15 protein-coding genes are annotated in these 17,964 nt (G+C 72.3%); 9 read left to right on the forward strand and 6 right to left on the reverse strand.

Annotated features, from left to right (window positions below):
- The first annotated feature begins 222 nt into the window (after positions 1–222).
- The 3 genes from ACWCPW_RS42730 (at position 223) to ACWCPW_RS42740 (ending at position 5,866) form a co-directional block, all read left to right on the forward strand.
- Entirely contained in the window at positions 223–3,597 is a 3,375-nt protein-coding gene (locus ACWCPW_RS42730) for a pyruvate carboxylase (protein ID WP_449767024.1), read from the forward strand.
- A 374-nt stretch (positions 3,598–3,971) separates the two neighbouring features.
- Positions 3,972–4,859 (forward strand): RNA polymerase sigma factor SigF, encoded by an 888-nt coding sequence (locus ACWCPW_RS42735; protein WP_395859658.1) that lies wholly within the window; start codon positions 3,972–3,974, stop codon positions 4,857–4,859.
- Between the two features lie 119 nt (positions 4,860–4,978).
- Positions 4,979–5,866 (forward strand): SigB/SigF/SigG family RNA polymerase sigma factor, encoded by an 888-nt coding sequence (locus ACWCPW_RS42740; protein ID WP_449767025.1) that lies wholly within the window; start codon positions 4,979–4,981, stop codon positions 5,864–5,866.
- 55 nt (positions 5,867–5,921) lie between these two features.
- On the opposite strand, the gene ACWCPW_RS42745 is transcribed toward ACWCPW_RS42740, so the two are convergent.
- On the reverse strand, positions 5,922–6,713 hold the full coding sequence (locus ACWCPW_RS42745) for a PIG-L deacetylase family protein (protein WP_449767026.1): 792 nt from the start codon (positions 6,711–6,713) through the stop codon (positions 5,922–5,924).
- Between the two features lie 132 nt (positions 6,714–6,845).
- Entirely contained in the window at positions 6,846–8,225 is a 1,380-nt protein-coding gene (locus ACWCPW_RS42750) for an MFS transporter (RefSeq protein WP_449767054.1), read from the reverse strand.
- 362 nt (positions 8,226–8,587) lie between these two features.
- Between ACWCPW_RS42750 and ACWCPW_RS42755 the strand changes: the two genes are divergently transcribed.
- On the forward strand, positions 8,588–9,052 hold the full coding sequence (locus ACWCPW_RS42755) for a MarR family winged helix-turn-helix transcriptional regulator (RefSeq protein WP_449767055.1): 465 nt from the start codon (positions 8,588–8,590) through the stop codon (positions 9,050–9,052).
- 151 nt (positions 9,053–9,203) lie between these two features.
- Here the strand turns inward: ACWCPW_RS42755 and ACWCPW_RS42760 are convergent, their stop codons facing one another.
- A complete protein-coding gene (locus ACWCPW_RS42760) occupies positions 9,204–10,025 on the reverse strand; it encodes a hypothetical protein (protein ID WP_449767027.1) in 822 nt (273 codons plus the stop codon).
- Positions 10,026–10,168: 143 nt separating this feature from the next.
- Here ACWCPW_RS42760 and ACWCPW_RS42765 point away from each other — a divergent pair, with 143 nt between their 5' ends.
- The 5 genes from ACWCPW_RS42765 (at position 10,169) to ACWCPW_RS42785 (ending at position 14,494) form a co-directional block, all read left to right on the forward strand.
- Entirely contained in the window at positions 10,169–11,191 is a 1,023-nt protein-coding gene (locus ACWCPW_RS42765; RefSeq protein WP_449767028.1) for a WD40 repeat domain-containing protein, read from the forward strand.
- Positions 11,192–11,271: 80 nt separating this feature from the next.
- On the forward strand, positions 11,272–12,123 hold the full coding sequence (locus ACWCPW_RS42770; protein ID WP_449767029.1) for an ABC transporter ATP-binding protein: 852 nt from the start codon (positions 11,272–11,274) through the stop codon (positions 12,121–12,123).
- A 98-nt stretch (positions 12,124–12,221) separates the two neighbouring features.
- Positions 12,222–12,770, forward strand: coding sequence for a DoxX family protein (locus ACWCPW_RS42775; protein WP_449767030.1), 549 nt, complete (start codon positions 12,222–12,224; stop codon positions 12,768–12,770).
- A 195-nt stretch (positions 12,771–12,965) separates the two neighbouring features.
- A complete protein-coding gene (locus tag ACWCPW_RS42780; protein ID WP_449767031.1) occupies positions 12,966–13,643 on the forward strand; it encodes a uracil-DNA glycosylase in 678 nt (225 codons plus the stop codon).
- Between the two features lie 185 nt (positions 13,644–13,828).
- Positions 13,829–14,494: a hemerythrin domain-containing protein gene (locus ACWCPW_RS42785; protein ID WP_449767032.1), complete on the forward strand. Its 666-nt coding sequence runs from the start codon at positions 13,829–13,831 to the stop codon at positions 14,492–14,494.
- A 54-nt stretch (positions 14,495–14,548) separates the two neighbouring features.
- On the opposite strand, the gene ACWCPW_RS42790 is transcribed toward ACWCPW_RS42785, so the two are convergent.
- The 3 genes from ACWCPW_RS42790 to ACWCPW_RS42800 form a co-directional block, all read right to left on the reverse strand.
- Positions 14,549–15,466, reverse strand: a complete 918-nt coding sequence (locus ACWCPW_RS42790; protein ID WP_449767033.1) for a TIR domain-containing protein — start codon at positions 15,464–15,466, stop codon at positions 14,549–14,551.
- Positions 15,467–15,536: 70 nt separating this feature from the next.
- Complete coding sequence (locus ACWCPW_RS42795; protein WP_449767034.1) at positions 15,537–16,502, reverse strand: effector-associated domain 2-containing protein; 966 nt, start codon at positions 16,500–16,502, stop codon at positions 15,537–15,539.
- 95 nt (positions 16,503–16,597) lie between these two features.
- Positions 16,598–17,677 carry a TIR domain-containing protein gene (locus tag ACWCPW_RS42800; RefSeq protein ID WP_449767035.1) on the reverse strand — a complete coding sequence of 360 codons (1,080 nt, stop codon included), beginning with the start codon at positions 17,675–17,677 and terminating at the stop codon, positions 16,598–16,600.
- Positions 17,678–17,964: the final 287 nt, after the last annotated feature.

Here is a 17,964-nt window from a genome sequence, read left to right on the forward strand (position 1 = left end):
CCCGACGAACCCGGAATTCGCAGGTGGGACCGGGAATTCGGTCGGGTCCGATGTGCCCGGCATGTGGACCGGGCCTGCGGGGCACCTGCACACGTGTCCTAAAGTCACGCAGGTTCGACCCCGATGCCGCCGCTCCACCCAGGGCACGGCACCCTGTCGTCCCGAGGCACCCGTCCGATTTCCCCCGCACCCGGACACCCCGGGCAAGGAGGTACGTAGCTCGTGATCCGTAAGCTGTTGGTGGCCAACCGAGGCGAAATCGCCGTGCGCGCCCTGCGCGCCGCCACCGAGCTCGACATCACCACGGTCGCCGTCTACGCGTACGAGGACCGGCACTCGCTGCATCGCCAGAAGGCGGACGAGAGTTACGAGATCGGCGAGCGGGGTCATCCGCTGCGCGCCTACCTCGACGTCGACACGATCGTCGGCGCGGCGATCGCGTGCGGTGCCGACGCGATCTACCCCGGCTACGGCTTCCTGTCCGAGAACCCGCTGCTCGCCGAGGCGTGCGAGGCCAACGGGATCACCTTCGTCGGCCCCTCGGCCGAGGTGCTCTCGCTCGCGGGAAACAAGGTGCGCGCGCTCGAGGCCGCGAAGGGCGCCGGCCTGCCCACGCTGCAGACCGCGCCGCCGCAGGACGACGTGGACGCGCTGGTGGCCGCCGCGGACACGATCGGCTTCCCGATCTTCGTCAAGGCCGCCGCCGGCGGCGGCGGCCGAGGGCTGCGCAAGGTGGACCGCCGCGAGGACCTGCGCTCCTCGATCGAGACCGCGATGCGCGAGGCGCAGACCGCCTTCGGCGACCCCACCGTCTTCCTGGAAGAGGCGGTGATCCGCCCGCGCCACATCGAGGTACAGATCCTGGCCGGCGCCGACGGCGGCGTCGTGCACCTGTACGAGCGGGACTGCTCGATGCAGCGGCGGCACCAGAAGGTCGTCGAGATCGCGCCCGCGCCCAACCTGGACCCCGAACTGCGGGACCGGATCTGCGCCGACGCGGTGCGCTTCGCGGAGGCCGTGGGCTACCGCAACGCGGGCACCGTGGAGTTCCTGCTCGACGAGCGCGGCCGGTACGTGTTCATCGAGATGAACCCGCGCATCCAGGTCGAGCACACGGTCACCGAGGAGATCACCGGCGTCGACCTGGTGCAGGCCCAGTTGCGGGTCGCCGCCGGCGCGAGCCTGACCGATCTCGGCCTGGTACAGAGCGAGATCCGGATCCAGGGCGCGGCCCTGCAGTGCCGGATCACCACCGAGGACCCCGCGGCCGACTTCCGCCCCGACACCGGCACCGTGTCCGCCTACCGCTCGCCCGGCGGCGCGGGCGTGCGCCTGGACGGCGGTACCTACACCGGCGCCGAGGTGCTGCCCTACTTCGACTCGATGCTGGTCAAGCTGACCTGCCGGGGCCGGACCTTCGGCGACGCGGTCAACCGGGCCCGGCGCGCGGTGGCCGAGTTCCGCATCCGCGGCGTCGCCACCAACATCCCGTTCCTGCAGGCCGTGCTCGACGACCCGGCCTTCCGCCAGGGCCGGATCACCACGTCGTTCATCGACGAGCACCCCGAACTGGTCCGCTCCCGCCCGGGTGCCGACCGCGGCACCCGGCTGCTGGCCTACCTGGCCGACGTCACGGTCAACCGCCCGTACGGCCCGACCCCGAGCATCGCGGTGCCGCGCACCAAGCTGCCCGAGCTGCCCGCCGGCGACCTGCCCGCGGGCAGCCGGGACCGGCTCCTGGAGCTGGGCGCGGCCGGTTTCGCCCGGGCGCTGCGCGAGCAGACCGCGCTGGCGATCACCGACACCACCTTCCGCGACGCGCACCAGTCGCTGCTGGCGACCCGGGTGCGCACCTACGACCTGGCCGCCGCGGCGCCCTACGTCGCTCGGCTGACGCCGGAGCTGCTCAGCGTCGAGGCGTGGGGCGGGGCGACCTACGACGTCGCGCTGCGCTTCCTCAAGGAGGATCCGTGGCACCGCCTGGCGGCGCTGCGCGAGGGCATGCCCAACCTCAACATCCAGATGTTGCTGCGCGGTCGCAACACCGTCGGGTACACGCCGTACCCGGACAAGGTGTGCGTGCGGTTCGTCGAGGAGGCCGCCCGCACGGGCATCGACGTGTTCCGCATCTTCGACGCGCTCAACGACATCGAGGCGATGCGTCCGGCGATCGAGGCCACGCTCGGCACGCACGCGATCGCCGAGGGCACGCTGTGCTACACCGGCGACCTGTCCAACCCGGCCGAGCAGTTGTACACGCTGGACTACTACCTGCGGCTCGCCGAGCAACTGGTCGAGGCCGGCGTACACGTGTTGTGCGTCAAGGACATGGCCGGCCTGCTCCGGGCGCCCGCCGCCCGCACCCTGATCGGGGCGCTGCGCGAGCGCTTCGACCTCCCGGTGCACCTGCACACCCACGACACCGCCGGCGGCCAGTTGGCCACCTACCTCGCCGCCGTCGAGGCCGGGGTCGACGCGATCGACGGCGCCTCGGCCGCGCTGGCCGGGACCACCAGCCAGCCGCCGCTGTCCGCGATCGTGGCCGCGACCGACTACACCGAGCGCGCCACCGGCCTGTCCCTGGACGCGCTGTGCGCGCTGGAGCCCTACTGGGCGGCGGTGCGCGAGGCGTACGCGCCGTTCGAGTCCGGCCTGCCCGCGCCCACCGGCCGGGTCTACCGGCACGAGATCCCCGGCGGCCAGCTCTCCAACCTGCGCCAGCAGGCCATCGCGCTGGGCCTGGGCCACAAGTTCGAGGACATCGAGGACGCCTACGCGGCGTCGAACCGGATCCTGGGCAACATCGTCAAGGTCACCCCGTCCAGCAAGGTGGTCGGCGACCTCGCGCTGCACCTGAGCGCGGTGGGCGCCGACCCGGCCAAGTTCGAGGCCGACCCCGGCGCGTTCGACGTGCCGGACTCGGTGATCGGCTTCCTCCAGGGCGAGTTGGGCACCCCGCCCGGGGGCTGGCCCGAGCCGTTCCGCACCCGTGCCCTCGCGGGCCGCACCGCGAGCGCGGCGCGCACGGTGGAGCTGACCCCGGAGCAGGACGCCGCGCTGGACGGCGACGAACTGCGCGACACGCTCAACCGACTGCTGTTCCCCGGCCCGGCCAAGGACTACGACGAGGCCGAGCGGCTGTACGGCGACGTCTCCGCGGTGCCGACCGTGCCGTTCCTGTACGGCCTGGTCCAGGGCGAGGAACTGGCCATCAAGTTGTCCACGGGGGTCTCGCTCTACCTCGCGGTCGAGGCGGTCGGCGACGCCGACGAGCGCGGCTTCCGCACCGTGTACTGCCGGATGAACGGCCAGCCGCGGGTGCTCTCGGTGCGCGACCGCTCGGTCAAGCCGGCCCGTCCGGAGAGCGAGCGGGCCAACCCGGACAACCCGAAGCACGTGGCCGCGCCGTTCAGCGGTGTGGTCACCCTCCAGGTGGCCGTGGGCGACGAGGTCGAGGCCGGCGGCACGGTGGCGACCATCGAGGCGATGAAGATGGAGGCGTCGATCACCGCGCAGAGCGCGGGCACCGTGGCCCGGCTGGCGATCGGCGCGGTGTCCTCGGTCGAGGCCGGCGACCTGCTGCTCGAACTGGGCTGACCCGGCCCGATCCGCGTCGGAGCGATCCGAGCGGATCGGAGCCGATCGATTTCGAACCAACTCGATCGTTTTCTCGATCGGCCCGAACCACACGAACCACCACCCGAGCATTCGGGTGGTGGTTCGTGGCGCTTTTCGGACACGTTTGGCAGCCGTTTGATTGCTCCATGTCCGGTTTCACTGCGCCGTATGGGCTGCTTTCGCTCGTTTTTTCCGTTTCGTCGGTCCGTCGTTTCCCGAGGTGGGGCCGCATGTCGCGATCCTGACGTCAGGACGTACCCCCGGAGGGCTCTTGATCTTCCTGTGCTTCAGGTCACAGACTCGATGTCGCTCGGGGTTATCGGTGTCCATCCATCCGGATTGGGAGACCCTGCATGGCCGTGCGCCTGAGCACCCTCGACACGACCGCGGAACCCCGCGCCGCCGCACCACCGCCACCGCCGACCGTCGATCTGGACGACCTGCTGGCCCATCCGCACCTGGTCACCCGGCTGCCCACGCCGATGGCCCGGGCGGCGGGCGATCTGATGCTCGCCCGGCTCGCCACGCTGGAACCGGGCACCGTGGACCACTCGTACCTGCGCGGACTGCTCGTCGAGCTGAACCTGCCGATGGTCCGGCACGCCGCCGGGCGCTACCGGCGCCGGGGTGAGCCGGTCGAGGACATCGTCCAGGTCGGCACGATCGGCCTGATCAAGGCGATCGACCGCTACGAGGCGGATCGCGGCAGCAGCTTCATGGCCTACGCGATGCCGACCATCATCGGCGAGATCAAGCGCTTCTTCCGGGACACCTCGTGGTCCGTGCGGGTGCCGCGCCGGCTGCGCGAACTGCGCACCGAACTGCTGCGCGCCACCGACGAACTGACCGCGCTGCACGGCCGCACGCCCACGCCGCGCGAACTCTCCGAGCGGCTGTGCATCACCGAGGAGGAGGTGCTCGAAGGGCTGGACGCCTGCACGGTGTACACCGCGACCTCACTCGACGAGACCGCCTACGGCGACGCGGACGGCCAGGAGACGGTCGGCGACCGGCTCGGCTCCGAGGACCACGCGCTCGATCTGGTCGAGTACCGCGAGGCACTGCGCCCGCTGCTGGCCGAACTGCCGCAGCGCGAGCGCGCCATCCTGGTCATGCGGTTCTACGGCAACCTGACCCAGGCGCAGATCGGTGAGCGGATCGGCATCTCGCAGATGCACGTGTCCCGCCTTCTCGCCCGGACCCTGGCGTCGCTGCGCGAACGGCTGATGATCCCGGGCTGACCACCCGCGCCCGGTCCGACGACCGGGCGCGTTCCCCTTCCCGGTGGCAGCCAGAGGTTTGTTCGCCGGCGGGCCGAGAAGCCGCCAGGCGTAGGCTCGACTCGGGAAGGGGAACGCGCATGAGCGTTCGGCTCGACCGTACGACCGCGCACGACGGCGTCGCCGAGGAGGCGCGGGAGGGTGTCCCGAGCGTCGACGAGGTGCTCCTGGAGCCGATACTGATCGAGGACCTGGCCCCGATGGCGGCGCGCGACCTCGGGGAGCGCATGTTGCGCCGGCTGGCCCGTACCGAACCCGGAACCCGCACGCACAGCGAACTGCGCGGGTGCCTGGTCGCGCTGAACATGCCGCTCGTGCGCCATGCCGCCGGACGCTACCGGCGCCGGGCCGAGCCGATGGAGGACATCGTCCAGGTCGGCACGATCGGTCTGATCAAGGCGATCGACGGCTACGACGGCGGCCGCAAGACCGGCTTTCTGGCGTACGCGATGCCCACCATCGCGGGTGAGATCAAGCGCTTCTTCCGGGACACCTCCTGGGCCGTGCGGGTGCCGCGCCGGCTGCGCGAACTGCGGGGCGAGCTGATGCGGGCCAACGACGCGCTGACCGCCGACCTCGGCCGAGAGCCGTGCGCCGCCGAGTTGGCGCGGCGGCTCGACCTGAGCGAGGCGCAGGTGGCGGAGGGACTCGCGGCGTGCTCGGCGTACAGCGCCTCCTCGCTCGACGAGTCCGCCTACGGCGACGCCGTCACGGTCGGCGAGCGGATGGGGCGGGACGACCACGCGCTCGACCTGGTCGAGTACCGCGAGTCGCTCAAGCCGCTGATCGCCGGCCTCCCGCAGCGCGAGCGCACCATCCTCGCGCTGCGGTTCACCGGCGATCTGACCCAGGCCCAGATCGGCGAACGCCTGGGCATCTCCCAGATGCACGTCTCGCGCCTGCTCACGCACACCCTGAAGGTGCTGCGGGAGGGCCTGGCGACGGGACGCGAGAGCTTCGCGGTGTGAGGCGGGGCGGCCCGCCCGCCGCACTCGCCGGCTGTTCGGCCCGGCGCCCGGCGGGTCAGCGGAAGACGACCTCGAAGGGGCGGCGGAAGTAGGCGAGTTTCTCCGGGGGCAGCGGCACCCGGTCGTCGCGACCCGGGACCAGCGGCGCTATCTGCGAGGCCAGGCAGGACAACGCCCGTTCCTTGCGCGCCTGTTGCACCTCGGTCAGGTCGACGCGCAGGGCCCGGCTCCAGGGCACCCGGCTGTCCTGCGGTCGCGCCCACTGCCACATCCGCAGCGGGAACTCCAGCAGCGCGACGCCGGTCTCGCGGGCCGCGACGTCGGCCGCGCGCCCGGTGCTCTCGTGATCGGCGAGGCCGTCCTCCCGCCAGTTGCCCACGCACAGCGCGAAGTCGGCGACGAGTGGGATCAGGCGGTCCACCACGTCGCGTTCGTGCGTGCTCACCGTACGGTCCGGGACGCGCAGTCGGATCACCTCGACCGGGGCCACCCCGCCGGGATTGCCGACGATCGTGGCGAACGCGCGGTCGGACTCGCGCACCCGGCGGGCGGCGAGCACGGAGCCCGGTAAGCGGCTGCCCGGGTGCGACGCGTCGCCGTCGGTCACGCTGACCACCCGTACCCGCGAACCCTCCGCCACCGCACGGGAGATGAGCCCGCCCACACCCAGGAGCGCGTCCTCCGGGTGCGCCGCGACCACCACGAGACCGCCGGCCAGGACCGGCCAGTCCTCGGGCAGAGCGGTCGGCAACGATTGCCGCTGCCAGTCGGTCTCGCTGGTCCACCCGTGTCCGGGGGTCGGATCGGGTCCGGAGGAGCGTGATCCGCGGAAGGTGGGAAGGCTCATCGTGTCTCCCTGTCGAGAGGCGGAGTCGGGGTGGCGGTCTCCCAAGGGTGTGGTCGGCGCCGGGGTAGGACTTACGAGCATCGGCTACTCGGGCGGGTTCTGGCCATGTGTGACGGAGGAATTACCGAGCCGTCAGCCGGCCGTGGGGACCGCCTCGGTGTCGTCCGTTCGCTTCCGCGCCGGGATGTGCGCGGCTTCGACCGGTTTGCGTCCGGGGATGAACAGCGCCACGAACAGGCCCAGGACGGCTGCTCCGCAACCCAACCACAGCGCGGTCACGAACGCGTCGTGCGAGGGGAATTCGCGCCCGCCCGCGCGCATCGTCATGTTCGCCAGCACGACGCCGATCACCGCGCTGGAGGTCGAGGTGCCGATCGATCGCATCAGCGTGTTCAGGCCGGTCGCCGAGCCGGTCTCGCCGATCGGTACGGCCTGCATGATCAGCGACGGCATCGCCGCGTACGCCAGCGCGACGCCGAGCGCCGAGACCACCGTCATCGCGACGATCTTCCACAGGGCGTCGAGCATGAACACCGAGAGCGCGTAGCCGATCGCGATCACCAGGGTGCCCACCAGCAGCGATACCTTCGGTCCGTAGGCGGCGGACAGCCGCGCTGACAGCGGGGACACCAGCATCATCACGATGCCGGACGGCGCCATGCACAGACCCGCGACGACCATGCTCCTGCCCAACCCGTAACCGGTGTTCTCCGGGTTCATCAGCACCTGCGGGAACACCAGCGACTGGGCGAACATCGCGAAGCCGACCACGACCGAGGCGAGGTTGGTGAACAACACCTGCGGCCTTACCGAGATGCGCAGGTCCACCAGCGGTTGCGCGGTGCGCAGTTCGAGCCATCCCCAGCCGAGCAGTACGACGACCGCGACCGCGAGCAGGCCCAGTGTGGTCGCACCACCCCAGCCCCAGTCGGCGCCCTTGGTGATCACGAGCAGGAGCGCGACCAACCCGACGGACAGGCCCGCGGCGCCGGCGAAGTCGAAGCGGCCCGGCAGGCGGACCGGCGACTCGGGCACCAGGAGCAGCACCAGCACGACGTCCAGCGCGCCGATCGCGCCGGCCGCCCAGAACATCATGTGCCAGTCGGCGTGCTGCGCGATCAGCGCGGCCACCGGCAGCCCGATCGCGCCGCCGATCCCCAGCGTCGCGCTCATCAGCGCGATCGAGGAGCCCAGCTTCGCGGGCGGGAGTTCGTCGCGCATGATGCTGATGCCGAGCGGGATCACGCCGAACGACGCGCCCTGGAGGAGGCGGCCGATCACCATCGGGAGCAGCGAGTCCGACAGCGCGCACAACACGGAGCCGACGACCATCAGGCCCAGGCTGACGATCAGGATCCGGCGCTTGCCGAACATGTCGCCGAGCCTGCCCATCACCGGGGTGCAGACCGCGCCGGAGAGCAGGGTCGCGGTGACCACCCAGGACGCGTTGGCGGGCGAGGTGTCGAGCAGCTCGGGCAACTCGGGCAGCAGCGGCACGACCAGGGTCTGCATGAGCGCCACGACCACGCCGCAGAAGGCCAGCACCGCCACCACCGACCCGGCCCGGTCCACGGGTCCGGGCGGGTGAGCGGGAGCGCCCGCCGGGCTCGGCTCGGATATGCCGCTCGGACCGGTCACGGACTGCCTCCAGGGTTCGCCGGGTGAATGTCGCGGTCGACGTGCCGCGGGTCGACCTGCCGCCGTCGATTCGGCGTGGTCGACCCGGCGTGGTCGACCTGCTGCGATCAACGAATGTGCACGATACACATCATGTGTATCGTGCACATTGCCTGGGGTGAGCGCTAGGGTCGTGGGGACGGCGCATTGGTGTGAAGGCGGGAGTGGACGTGTTGGAAGGGATCGAGCGGGAGCTGATGCTGATCGCTCGGCACCACGTCATGGGCAAGCGGCGGGGTGACGGCATGGAGCGGTCCGCCTACCTGCTGCTGACCCGCCTGGAGGTCGAGGGGCCGATGTCGATCGGACAACTCGCGGAAGCGTTTCGGCTCGACACCTCCACGGTGAATCGCCAGGTGGCCGCGCTGCTGCGGGCCGGCGACGCGGAGCGGATCGCGGACCCGGACGGCGGGCTCGCCCGCAAGCTGCGGATCACCGAGGGCGGCGCGCAGCGGCTCGCGGGGGAGCGGGCAACGCACTGCCACGGTCTGGAGCGTGTCCTGGCGTCCTGGGACGAGGGCGAACGGCGCGAACTGTTCGAGGTGCTGACCCGGTTCAACCGGTCGGTCGAGAACGTCGAGGGACGCGAGTGGCCGAGGAACGAACTCGCGCCGGAGCGTACGGGCGACGTGGCGCACACGGGCGGCGTCGCGCGGGGGTGAGCGCGCGCGGGTGAGCGCGGGCGGGTGAGCGCGGGCGGGGAGGTGCGCGGGTCGCCGAGCCCGGCGTCGGGCACAGGCGCGGGCCGCGGGCATGACGTGCGGCGTGCCGGCTCACCGCTCGGGGGTCGCCGGGCGGTGAGGTGACGAAGGGTCAGGGGCCTTTGTCCGGGCCGGATTCGGGCGCGGATTCGGGGTCGGCCGCCGGAGTGGGGTCGGTCCGCGGATCGGCATCGGGCGCGGAGGCCGGCTCGGCGGTGGGGGCGGCCCCGGGCTCGGCCTCGGATGTGGTCCCGGACCTCGGTGGGGACTTCGGGGTGGCCTCGGGCTCGGACGCCCGCGCCGATGGGGACTTCGGGTCGATGTCGGGCTCGGACGCGTGCGTCGGCGCGGACTTCGGGTCGGTCTTGGCAACGGACTCGCCGTTTGCCGTCGGCGCCGGTACGGACTCGGCCGCCGGCTCCGGTTCCCGGCCTCGGGCCCGGTCCGGGTCCTGGTCCGGTTTCGGCTCCGACCCGGGCTCGGGTGCGGATTCCGGCTCCGGCTTCGCGGCGGCCGTCGGCTCGTCGGCCGCCGCACCCGGCTCGGCCTTGTCCGGCTCCGGTGTGCTCGCCTCCGCCGTGCCCGGCTTCGCGATTGCCGATCCCGCCGGCGGAGCGCCCTCCGTCCGCACCGCGGCCGTGTCCGTCGACTCCGGTTCCGCCGCTGGTCGTTCCGCCGCTCGGCCGTTCGGCACGGGTATCGGCACGGGCGTGGCGGCGGCCGCCGCGGCAGGGGTCGGGGCGGGGTCGGCGAGGTCCTCGTCGTACCCGTCCTCCGCCCCGTCCGGGTCGTCCGCGAACCGGCGGCGGCCCGCGAGCGCGAGCAGGGCGCCGGCCGCGACCAGGATCAGGCCCGCGACCAGGATCGTCGGCTCGTTCCCGCTTGCGCCCGCGATGTCCGCCGCGGTCGACGCCGTGCCTTCGAGGGTCCTCAACGGTGTGATCCGATCCATCGGCGAACAGGTCCGGTCGTCTTACTAGCAGACTCGCCGGACCCGGGGAAACCGGCCTCGACCTGAGAGTTTTCCTGGTCGAAACACGAAGGCGCAAGGATCGCCCCGCGAACAAGGGAGCCGCGATGACTGTCATGGCGACACGTACGGGGCTGGGCTGGGAGCACGGGATCGACGACGTACCGTCCGCCGTCGCGTTGTCGGGTGGATTGTGCGTGGTCGCGGGAGCCGCCGGCGGGGTTCGGCTGCTGGACGCGGCGACCGGGCAACTCCAGGGCCGGATCGTGTTGCCCGGCGGGGTGCACCGCGCCGGATTCTCGCCCGACGGCACCGTGGTCGCGCTCGCCGGCCCCACGGGGTACGCGCTGTGGCGGGTCACCGACGGAGCGCTGCTGATGCGCACACCGGGCCTGCCCGCGCGGTTCGCGTGGTCCGCGGGCAGTCGGTGCGCGGTGTCCTTCGGTGGCGCGGTACGGGTCTACGCGGGCGATACCGGAACCGAGTCGTGGCGCGCCCTGGACGGCCCGGTCCAGGTGGACGACGTGGTCTGGGTGGACTCGGTCGGCGGGCTCGCCGTCGCGCTCGGGGGCGAGGTGCACATGTACGGGCCGCGCGGGCGGACGAACGTGTGGACATACCCGATCCCGGTGCGGGTGCTCGCGGGCGCGCCGGACGGGGCGTGGTTGTGCGCGGCGGGCGACGCGCCGGGTGTGCACATCCGCGGGGCGGGCGGTACGCACGAGGACCTCGGCGCGGTCGGCAGTGCGCCGGTGGCCGGGCTCGCGCTGGATTCGGGCGGACACCGACTCGCCGCCGAGGACTCGGCCGGACTGACCGTGTGGGACCTCGCCGCCCGCGGCGGCCGGGTACGCCCGCGACCGCGCCGGTTGCCCGCCCAACCGCACGCGTGCGCGCCGAGTTGGCGGCCGGGCGGCGGCGGACTGATGGCCACCTCGGGCGGCGACGGCATGCTCGTGGTGTGGGACGTGCGCGCCGGCTCGGCCCGCAAGGCGCCGACCCCGCTGGCCCGGCGGCACGTCTCGGCGCCGGTGACCGCGCTCGCGTGGCACGGGCGGGACGCGCTGCTGTTCGCGGACCGGACCGGGCGGGTCGGCGCCCAGTGGTTCCGGGAGATCGGGACCCGCTGACCGGGCCGGCCGTGCCGACGGCACGATCACTTAGGTTAGCCTCGCCTTACATTCGCTGTGTACGGCCGGGAGGTCCGCCCATGGAACTGCTCGTGGAAGATCTGCACGCCGGTTATCCCGGGCATCGTGCCGTGTCGGGGGTGGATCTGGCGGTGGCCGCCGGCAGTGTCGTCGCGATCGTCGGGCCCAACGGTTGCGGCAAGTCCACCCTGCTGCGCTCGATCGCCCGCCTGCACAAGCCGGATTCGGGTCGGGTCACCGTCGGCGGCGACGACATCTGGCGGCTGAAGCCGCGTCAGGCCGCGCACCGGGTCGGGTTGTTGCCGCAGAACCCGACGGCGCCGGAGGCGGTCACGGTGGCCGGCCTGGTGCGCTACGGCCGGCATCCGCACCAGGGACTGTTCCGCCAGTGGTCGCGCGCGGACGAGCGGGTCTGCCGGGACGCGCTGACCGCGACCGGGGTGCTCGACCTGGCCGATCGGCGCGTGGACCGGCTTTCCGGCGGGCAGCGGCAGCGTTGCTGGGTCGCCATGGTGATCGCGCAGGAGGCACCGGTGATGCTCCTCGACGAACCGACCTCGGCGCTGGACCTGGGGCACGCGGTGGAGGTGCTGGGCCTGGTTCGGCAGGTGGCCGCGGGTGGGCGCACGGTGGTGATGGTGCTGCACGACCTGCCGTCGGCGGCCCGGTACGCGGACGTGCTGGTCGCCATGCGCGACGGCCGGGTGGTCGCCTCCGGGCCGCCCCGGGAGGTCGTCGACGCCGCGCTGGTGCGGGCGTTGTACGACGTGGACGCGGACATCCTGCGCGCGCCGGGCGACGGCACACCCGTCGTGGTGCCCAGGATGGCCGGTGCCGGTGCCGGTGCCGGTGCCGAGGTCGTTTCGGTCGCGGGTGTCGAGCGGGCCGGGATCGGTCCGTCCGGCGGGTGAGGCGACCGGCCGTTGGGCCGCCCGGTCCTCGCCGGGGCCGTGTGTTCGGGTAGGTTGCCCACACGAATGTGACGATGCGTCAGTTGATGAGGTGGGCAATGTTCGGCAGGAAGAATAAGGTCGCGGCGGCGGCCGAGGGCCGCGATGTGGCTGCGCTCGTGCTGCGCGCGACGCTCGGTCCGATGCTCTTCGCGCACGGCTACAACAAGGTCGCCGGCCCCGGCGGTCTCGCGGGCACCACCGGTTGGTTCGAATCGCTCGGGCTCAAGCCCGCCGAGGTGCACGCGCGCCTCGCGGCCGGCACCGAGATGGCGGCCGGCGTCGGCATAGCCCTCGGCGTGGCCAACCCGCTGCCGGCGGCGGCGACGGTGGGCCTGATGAGCGTCGCCGCGGCGACCGACCACAAGGGCAAGGGCTTCTTCGTCTTCAAGGGCGGCTGGGAGTACACCGCGGTCGTCGGCGGGGCCGCGGTCGCGCTGGCCGCGCTGGGCAACGGCAAGTACTCGGTGGACGCGCTGATCGGCCGCAAGAAGTCGGGCCTGCGCCCGGCCCTGTTCGCGGCCGGCGTCGGCGTCGCGAACGCCGCGCTGCTGATGAAGCTCTGCTACAAGCCGGACCCGAAGCCGGACGAGACCGTCGAGGCGTAGGCGCGACGAGGCCGTCCGCCCGTACGCCGGGCGTGGGCGTCGAGCGCAACGCGGACGAGACGGTCGACACGTCACACTTCGGTCGGCCCGGCCCGCACCGATCCACTGGGTGCGGGCCGGGGTGTCCGGGCGAGCGGCTACGTTGGATCCCACTTGGATCCATGGGCGTTGCGCCCTCGTGTGGAGGTTCTTGCTGTGCAGACGTTGCCCGAGTCCTGGCAGCCCGTGCTCGCGGAGGAGTTGGCGAAGCCCTACTACGCCGAGCTGACCGCGTACGTGGACGCGGAACGCAAGGAACACCAGATCTTCCCGCCGGACGAAGAGGTCTTCGCGGCGCTGGAGGCGACGCCGTATGAGGACGTCCGGGTGTTCGTCGTCGGGCAGGACCCGTACCACGACGACAACCAGGCGCACGGCATGTGTTTCTCGGTGCGGCCCGAGGTGCGGATCCCGCCGTCGCTGCGCAACATCTACAAGGAGATGCACGCCGACATCGGCCTGCCCATCCCGGACAACGGTTACCTGATGCCGTGGGCGCGTCAGGGCGTGCTGCTGATGAACACCGTGCTCACCGTGCGTGCGCACGAGGCCGCGTCGCACAAGGGCCGCGGTTGGGAGAAGTTCACCGACGCGGTGATCAAGGCGGTGAACGACCGGGACGAACCGGTGGTGTTCGTGCTGTGGGGCGGGCACGCGAAGAAGAAGGCGGCGCTGATCGACACCGCCAAGCACACCATCGTGCAGGGCGCGCACCCGTCGCCGCTGTCCGCGAAGCTCTTCCACGGCAGCAAGCCGTTCTCCCAGATCGACGCCGCGCTCGAGGCCATGGGGCACAAGCCGATCGACTGGACCATCCCGAACCTGAAGAAGTAGCGCGCGGACGGGGCGCAAGAAAAACGACAACCGACGTTCCGGTTCGGTATCGGCTCGGCCGGTATCGGACCGGAAACGGGCGTCGAAGGGGAATGGCCGGAAATCTCCTTGCATCGGTGCGGAACACCTATCACGTGCCCTTACGGTGTGAGGCTCGCCCTTTCCATGCCTCCGAGGCGGCCCCCGTGTCGACGACCACCGTTTCACCCGCGTCCCCCACCCGAACCCCCTCCCGCACCCCCACCCTCGACCTCACTCCCGGCTACGTCGCGCACCGCGGCCTGCGCGAGGAACTGGCCCGACTGACCGAGGTGACCCGACACCTCGATCCGGTCGACATCCTGCGCGTGCGCGCGGTCGAGGAGCATCTCGCGCTGGTACTGCGCTTCCTGCGCGCGCATCACCGCGAGGAACACATCGTGCTGTACCCGTGGGTGCGCGCCGGCTCGCCGCGCGCCGCCCGCACCGTGACCGCGTTCCAGGTCGACCACTCGGCCCTGGAGGACGCGATGCGCCGCGCCGCCGATGTGAGCGTGCCGCTGCGCGACCGCTCGCCCGCGATCGGGCGGCTGTACGACCTCGTGGCCCGGCACAGCCTGGCCGAGGAGCACCAGTTGTTCCCGCTGATGCGCCGGCACGTACGGGCCACGCCCGACGGGCGGATGCCGACCCGCACGGTGCGGGTCTGGGGCCGCGACCTGCCCGCGTTCGTCGCCTTCCACCTGCACCACGCCACGGACGCCGAGCGGCGGCGGGTGCTGCGCTGGATCCCGCCCGGCGCGGCCCTGCTGTGGCGGGCGGGCTGGCGGCGGGCCTACGAGCGGCGCCGGCGTGCCGCGTACGGAGATTGACGCCGACTCGACGGATCCGACCCGGCAAGTCCCGGGCCGGGTGCGGCCCTTTGCTCAGGAGGGCTGTTCGGCCGAGTCGGCCGGGCGGGTCAGTTCGGCCAGCAACGCGCGGACGTGTTCGATCTCCGGTCCGGTCGGCTGCACGTCCTCCAGCGCCCGCACCAGCGCGTCCAGCGCCCGGGCCGGTGCCGGCTCGGCGAGCGTGGACAGGTCGTGGATCAGCCGCAGCAGCATGATCCGCGGCGCGGCGATCTGCTCGCGGGGCAACGGCTGTTCGTAGTAGCTCTCGGCCAGATCCAGCCACAGGTTCCACAGGTCGGTGCGGGCGATCCGGGGCACCGCCAGGATCGCGTCGGTCAGCGCCCGGATCCGCCCGGCCGTGATCGTGCGCCGGAGCACGGGCGCGGTCGGCAGCCGGGGCGCGGGCGGCGCGGGGGGTTCGGGCGGCACCGGGACCGTGCCGGTGCCGCCGGTGCCGCCGGTGCCGCCGGTGCCGCTCGTGCGCGGGCCCGGGAACGCCGGTGGCGCGGTCGGCCGGGACGGTCCGTGGACGGCCGCCATCAGCTCCTCGCGCGCGTCCTCCTCGGACTTGCCGTACAGCGTCTTGCGCAGCAACGGCCGCAGCACGGACGGGATCGCCTCGCGGTCCAACTCGTGCACCACGAGCGGGATCAGCCGGCGACCGCTGCCGCGCAGCGCGTCCGACATCGCGGTCCACTCGACGGTGGTCCAGCGCTCCGGCACGAAGTACGCCGGGGAGAACAGCGCGATCATGTGTCCCGCGTTGTCCAGCGCGCGACCGACCAGGGTGGTCAGGTTCTCGCCCGTGGCCCAGTCCCACGCGTCCAGTTCGACCTCCAGGCCGTCCTGGAGGAGTTGGCCCGCGACCCACTCCGCCCAGGCGGTGTCCGAACCGGCGTGGCTGATGAAGTAGCGCACCGCGTCGCCCCCGTGCTCCCCGTCGTTCGCCATGGGCACCAGCATCGCGCACCCGCCGGCCGGATTCGGCCCCCCGACCGGACGGGTGGGCGGAACCACCCGTTCAGCCGGGCAGGTTCTCGATCGCCCGGCAGACCTCCTCGACGCCCTGGGTGTTGGGCAACACGTCGTGCAGCGCGCGGCACAGGCACTGCAGCGAATGGATCGGCTCCGGCCCGTTGACCAGGGTGCGGATCATGTGCAGGAGCATCGACCGCGCGTCGGTCATGTGCCGGTGCAGCAACTGGTGTTCGAGGTAGTCCTCGGACAGGTCCAGCCAGATCGACCACGTGTCCGGCGCGCGCAGGCCGCGTACCGCCAGGAACAGGTCGGCGAGGTAGACCACCTGGTTCTGCGGGATGGTCCGGGACAGCTTGGCCATGTTGCCGAAGCGCAGCAGTTCCAGCGTCACCTCCGGCGACACCTCGCCGGAGGCGAACAGTTCGGCGATCCGGGCGATCGCGGCCGGCCGGTCGCCGACGAACGCGGCGATCGCCTCCGCGGTGACCATCTCCAGCTCGAACCCGCGATGCGCGTCGAAGAGCATCAGCACCGAGGAACCCCGGTCCAGCGGCGGCAGATCGACCGTGGTGCCCAGGTGCCGGGCCAGCGGATCGGTGCTGGTGATCAGCACGTGGCCGGGACCGGTCGGGATCATCTCGCCGATCAGTCCGGGCCGGTCCACCTCGTCGAAGACCAGCAACCAGCCCTCCCGCGAGTGCAGTTCGTGCCGGGGGCCGACCTGCTGGTCGACCCGCCGACCCAGGTCGGCCAGTTGGCCGAGCACCCGATGCACGAACGCGACGCCGCTCTCGGCGGACCGGGCGGCACAGTCGAACCACCACACCACGTCGTACAGGTGCCGGTGCCGGTAGGCGTACTCGCGGGCCAGGTGGGTGGTGCCCATGCCCGGCAGGTCGTCCTGCGGGCGCAGCACCACCCGGTGTTCGACCTGCATCAGCGTGCGCAGGTCGGCGAGGGTGCCGTCGCGCCCGTAGAACCGGCCTCTGGCGCCCGGGACATGCCACACCGGCGGATTGTCCGTGGGTGAGCGCGGCGGGGGCGGAGGCGGAATCCTGGGCGGTCGCGCAGGTCTCGGTGGCGGGGGTATCGGGTCCGACACGTTCAGGAGGACCCCGGATTCCGCGCGGGCAACGGCGCGAACCGGTGCACCGCGTCGACGAGCAGATCACGCTGCCGGACCGCGTCCGCCTCGGTCAGGTCGACCGGTCGCACGCCGCGGAACATCGACGGTACCTGGGTGCGACCGATCACGATCGGCAGCAGCCTGCCGCCGGTGTCCGCGTCCCCCAGCGCCTCCTCCCACTCGTCCATGGCCAGCCGTCTGCCCTCGAAGTAGTGCTCGGAGAACAGCGCGAGCACGTGTTCGCCCAGGCCGCGCGCGCGGGCCATCGCCTTGCCGAAGCTCTCGCCCGCGCTCCAGTCCCAGCGGCTCAGCGAGACCCGGTAGTCCTCGAAGGTGAGCACCTCGCTGACCCAGTCCGCCCAGGCCAGGTCGTTGCCCACGTAGCTGATCACCAGGTCGGTGCGGGCCGGGGGGACCGGCTCCAGGATCGGCAATCGGCGCGGCGCCTCGGGCAGCGTGCGCGTCCCGGCCTCGTGGCTGCCGAACATCGGCTCGACCTCGTCCGCCTCGACGACGGTCAGCGGCGCCAGCCGGTGGCGCAACGCCTCGGCGACCCGATCGGCGACCGCGCGCACCGCGCGCACGTACCCCAGGTCGCGGATGCCGCCCAGCCGCAGCATGTCGAACACGCCCGGGCCGCGGCTCGGTCCGGCGATCCCGGCGGGCCACTCGATCGTGCCCACGGCGGCCGGCGGCGGTTGTTCGAGGGTGGTCCAGGGCACGGCGATCAGATTCGGCGGCGCGACGCCGACGATCGACTCGTGTCGACGCAACCGGTCGGTGAACACCGCCCAGTCGCGCCCGCAGTCCAGGTCCTCGAAGTAGTCGTCCGAGCACAGCGCGACCATCGCGCGCGCCTGTGCGGGCGGGTCGCCGTCCGGCACCTGGATCGGCCCGAAGGTCGGCTGCAACCGGATCGCCGCGCGCACCCGGTCCCTCCCGCGCCGCAGTTCGGCCTCGACGTCGTCGTGAAAGCGGGCCGCCCACTTGGGATCGCGGTCGGCGACGTGACTCGTGAAGAAGTCGTAGTCCACCAAGCGACCCCCGGGATCGAGCACCGTACGAAGGACGGCCGAGTGGCACCCACGCGCCGGAACGGCGGGTCTGGCAAGTGCCGTCCCCATGCCGGCCGTTCGTGTGTACGACTCTGCCCACACAGAGCATCGCGCAGGCCGACCCGGCCCGGCTAGTATAGGAAGGCTTGTGTAATCGTGGCGATACGTTCCGCACTCGAATGTACGGGTTTCACCCGGACGGCACGCGCGAGCGGCACACGCCGGCCGTGCGGGGGGAAATCGGACGGCCGAGCGACGCGGGAGAACGGGGGACCTGCGGTGCAAGGAGA

The sequence above is a fragment of the Embleya sp. NPDC001921 genome, from assembly GCF_053594475.1.